The sequence below is a fragment of the Psychrobacter sp. 1U2 genome (genome assembly GCF_051847575.1).
In genome coordinates, this window is the sequence record NZ_JBPYDC010000650.1 from 1 (window position 1) to 919 (window position 919).

A 919-nucleotide genomic window follows, 5' to 3' on the forward strand; every position below is an offset into this window, starting at 1 on the left:
AGCGATTTTATCGGCATCATAGAGTAATACGCCTAGGTAGCGGATACGGCCAACACAGGTCTCTGAGCAAACCGTTGGCATGCCAGCTTCGATACGCGGATAACAGAAAATGCATTTTTCTGACTTGCCCGATTTCCAGTTGTAGTAAATCTTTTTGTATGGGCAGCCTGAAATACACATGCGCCAGCCGCGGCATTTTTCTTGGTCAATGAGGACAATACCGTCTTCTTCACGCTTATAAATCGCGCCACTGGGGCATGACGCCACACAGGTGGGATTCAGACAATGCTCGCATAGACGCGGCAAATACATCATAAAGGTGTTTTCGTATTCACCGTAAATCTCAGCTTGAATGTTGTCGAAGTTTTTGTCCTTACGGCGTTTTTCAAACTCTGAGCCGAGGATTTCCTCCCAGTTAGGGCCCCATTCAATCTTTTGCATACGCTTGCCGGTGATGGCTGAGCGCGGGCGGGCGATTGGGGAATAATTACCGATAGGCGCGGTATGCAAATGCTGATAATCAAAATCAAACGGCTCGTAATAATCATCAATCTCTGGCAAATCAGGATTGGCAAAGATATTGGCTAGTACGCGAAACTTACCGCCGATACGCGGGTTTATCGTGCCGTTAGCGTTTCGTATCCAACCGCCGCGCCATTTGCTTTGATTTTCCCACTCTTTGGGATAACCAATACCGGGCTTTGATTCAACGTTATTAAACCACGCGTATTCCATCCCTTCGCGGCTGGTCCAAACATTTTTACAGGTGACTGAGCAAGTGTGACAACCGATACATTTATCAAGGTTAAGCACCATGCCGACTTGTGAACGAATTTTCATGGGTGTGCTCCAAATACTGCTATAAGAAGTACTGTAAAGTACTGATGTATAAAAGTGGCTTTAGCTATCCAGGGTAGTC

1 protein-coding gene is annotated in these 919 nt (G+C 46.5%); it reads right to left on the bottom strand.

The window, feature by feature from the left end:
• The coding region (narH, locus tag ACS8FD_RS17865) for a nitrate reductase subunit beta (protein WP_439276836.1) at positions 1 to 840 on the bottom strand (840 nt) is incomplete at its 3' end.
• Between the last annotated feature and the right edge of the window lie 79 nt (positions 841 to 919).